The organism is uncultured Limosilactobacillus sp. (assembly GCF_934202705.1).
GTDB lineage: Bacteria > Bacillota > Bacilli > Lactobacillales > Lactobacillaceae > Limosilactobacillus.
On the sequence record NZ_CAKPYE010000021.1, the window covers coordinates 1 to 3,012 of the forward strand.

A 3,012-nucleotide genomic window follows, 5' to 3' on the forward strand; every position below is an offset into this window, starting at 1 on the left:
TTCATGCGCGCAATCCCTCGTTTCTTGGCACCCAGTATATTAAAATCAAGTCAGCGAGGAAAATTTGCACCAGAACCATATCAAGTAACACTTAGCTCACTGACCAGTAATTTGATCATGTTCACCCGGGGTCAATATTTTGGTCATCACCGTAATCAAATACGCTTGTTCGCGCTCAATCTCAGTTCCCGGCAATTCCAGCATTAACCGCGCTAGGTAACCGAATAGCTGCGATAACAAACTTTGCAGTATCAAATCATTCGGCCATTCCACAATCAAATGATCTGCTTTTAGTTGATTTATGACACTTCCCATCTGCTTGACCATCTTAGGCGCAATCTGGCTAAGAATCTGTTCGCGTCGTTCGGCGTCAAAAGCTGCCATTTCAAAAATGACCTTTAACTCTTTCACGTTAGCTTTAGCAAATGCAACTCGGTCCGTAAAAATTGCTGTGACGAATGCCTGTAGACTGGGATAACGCTGCCGTAATTCATCCTCTGAAAAATCACTCGCTAAAATTGGCACAATGTGCGCGACAATTGGTGCTAAGATGGCATCCCGTAAGGCAGCCTTAGTCTTATACCGCCGATAGACCGTCCCCTCCGCAACGCCGGCCCGTTGTGCAATATCACTAGTACTGGTCTGGTCAAAACCCTTTTCAGCAAACAAATCGAGACTTGCCTGGAGGATGGCCCGTTGCTTAGGTGTAATCGTTTCATTCTGACTTAGATCCTGTTGAAAATAATCCCGTATCCGTGGTCGTTCCATATCCTCACACCTTCCGATAACGTTTCATTCCAACAATATTCAACATTGTTAGTACGACCATAAACCCTACTAATATTAACAAATTGACACCAATATCGCCAAGCCCAGCACCCTTTGTCACAACAGCCGTCAACGCATTAGCACCATAGTATAACGGCATGATGTGGGCAATTGCTTGCAACCAACTGGCCATGCCATCGACTGGAACCAACCCAGCAAAAAAGATTTGTGGTACAACAATCAGTGGAATAAACTGAATCATTTGAAATTCTGAGTTAGCAAAGGTGGAAATAAAGATACCCAAGGTCAAAGCCACTAACGCTAATAATAAGTTAGTAAGAAAGACCAGCCAAATACTACCAACTAAGTGAATCTTGAAGACCGTAATTGTAAAAACAACGGTCAGGACAGTCTGAATGATGGCAAAGCCCCCATAACCAATTAGATAGCCCATAATAATTTCACTCCGTCGAATTGGGGTTGCAAGTAGCCGGCTTAGGGTTCCAGTAGTGCGTTCATTCAAAAGTGAAACGCCAGAAATCAAGAACACAAAGAAGAAGACAAAGAAACCGAGAAAGGCTGGCAAAAAGTTTTCAAAGAACGTTGAATCACTACTACCATAAATATAATGAGACTTAGTCGTATAACTGGTTGCTTTAGCTGACTGAGTCGAACTAGACGTCGTGGCTGTGGCCTGCTTGAGTTGCTTTTGTAATTTCTCAGCAGTTGCCTGGTCACCGCGGGCCTGGGCTTGTGCAATGGCAGTCTTCAGCTTGGTCACCGTTGCTTGTGTCTGGGCTGCTGTCAGCTTCTTCAAAGCGGCTTGTTGCGATTCAAGGGCCGCGCGCTGTTTCTTAGTAACGGTCACCAGCGTCTTCATTTTCAACTTGACTAATCCTGACTGTAAACTCGCCTTAATTAAAGACGTGTTGGTTGGATTGCTATTTGAATAAGTAATCGTCAATTGACCATTTTTCTGAGTCAAATAGCCATCTAGATCATGCTGCTTAATCATTTTCCGTGCCTGTGAACTATCATAATGATGAATCGTCACGTTTTTGGTATCGATCACGTTAACCACGGATTGGTCTACATGATGAACACCCAAGCTTGCTACTTGCGTTGTGTTGTTTTGAAATAAGAAATACATCAGCGTCATAATCAGCAATGGTGCCAAAAACATCAGCGCCAAGGTACGCTTATCACGTAACATTTGCTTAAAAACTCGTCTAACGATTGCCATCGTTCGCATCTTGCATCCGCCCCGCTTTCAAAAAGACCTGTTCGATCGTATCTACTGCATACTGTTGTTTCAGTGCCGCGGGTGTCCCCTCAGCAAGCGCAATCCCGTGCCGAATCAACATGAGATAATCACACCGTTCTGCTTCGTCCATGACATGCGTTGTCACGAGCATCGACTTACCGGTATCCTTGAGCTTATTTAGTTCGGTCCAAATTTGTTGCCGTAATTCTGGATCAATCCCAACGGTCGGTTCATCTAAAATCAATAATTGGGGATCCTGAATCAGGGCAATTGCCAACGACAAGCGCCGTTTCATCCCACCCGAATAGCCACTGACCCGCTTGTCTAATTGGGACGTTAAATCAACTAATCCGGCTGCATAATCAATCATCTGTGCTAACTTTATTTTTGGAACCCTCATCAATTGCCCAAACAAGGTCAGGTTTTCACGGGCCGTTAGTGTCTCATACAAAGCGTCACTTTGGGCCATATACCCTACTTGTGCCATTACCGCCCTATTGGGCATCACCGTATCCATGACTTTAACAGTGCCACTATCCACAGCTTCCATCCCTAAAATACTCTTGATCAAGGTGGTCTTCCCAGCTCCTGATGGCCCAATCAAGCCATAAATCATTCCAGCCGGCAGTGTCAAATCAATCTGATTGAGCACTTGCTGATGACCAAAGTGCTTGCTGACCTGCTTGGCGATGACATAATCCGTTGCCATTTTAATAACCCTCTTTCTCAAAGAGAGTGTATACTCACTCACTTAATGGCTTTAGTATAATCAGTACATCTCGGTTTGTCAACATTAAAATGAGTTATCACTCACTTATTTTGTTTCCGGCCCATTTGTCACCGCATTGCAAACAAAAATGCGCCACCCCGTTGTTGGGATGTCGCATTTTAATTAAATAGTGACTGCTTAAAAATTCTATAATTCAGGCAGTTAAGCTAATATATGCATTATTGCGGTATAATAAATCCATTGGAATTAG

3 protein-coding genes are annotated in these 3,012 nt (G+C 43.8%); all 3 read right to left on the bottom strand.

Annotated features, from left to right (window positions below; genetic code table 11):
• Positions 1-96: 96 nt before the first annotated feature.
• The 3 genes from Q0C76_RS08885 to Q0C76_RS08895 are packed head-to-tail and all read right to left on the bottom strand — an operon-like array spanning position 97 to position 2,741.
• Complete coding sequence (locus tag Q0C76_RS08885; RefSeq protein WP_003581839.1) at positions 97-768, bottom strand: TetR/AcrR family transcriptional regulator; 672 nt, start codon at positions 766-768, stop codon at positions 97-99.
• Between the two features lie 4 nt (positions 769-772).
• Positions 773-2,020: an ABC transporter permease gene (locus tag Q0C76_RS08890; protein WP_016366710.1), complete on the bottom strand. Its 1,248-nt coding sequence runs from the start codon at positions 2,018-2,020 to the stop codon at positions 773-775.
• Complete coding sequence (locus Q0C76_RS08895) at positions 1,998-2,741, bottom strand: ABC transporter ATP-binding protein (protein ID WP_295732214.1); 744 nt, start codon at positions 2,739-2,741, stop codon at positions 1,998-2,000. The genes Q0C76_RS08890 and Q0C76_RS08895 overlap by 23 nt, the downstream gene beginning before the upstream one ends.
• Positions 2,742-3,012: the final 271 nt, after the last annotated feature.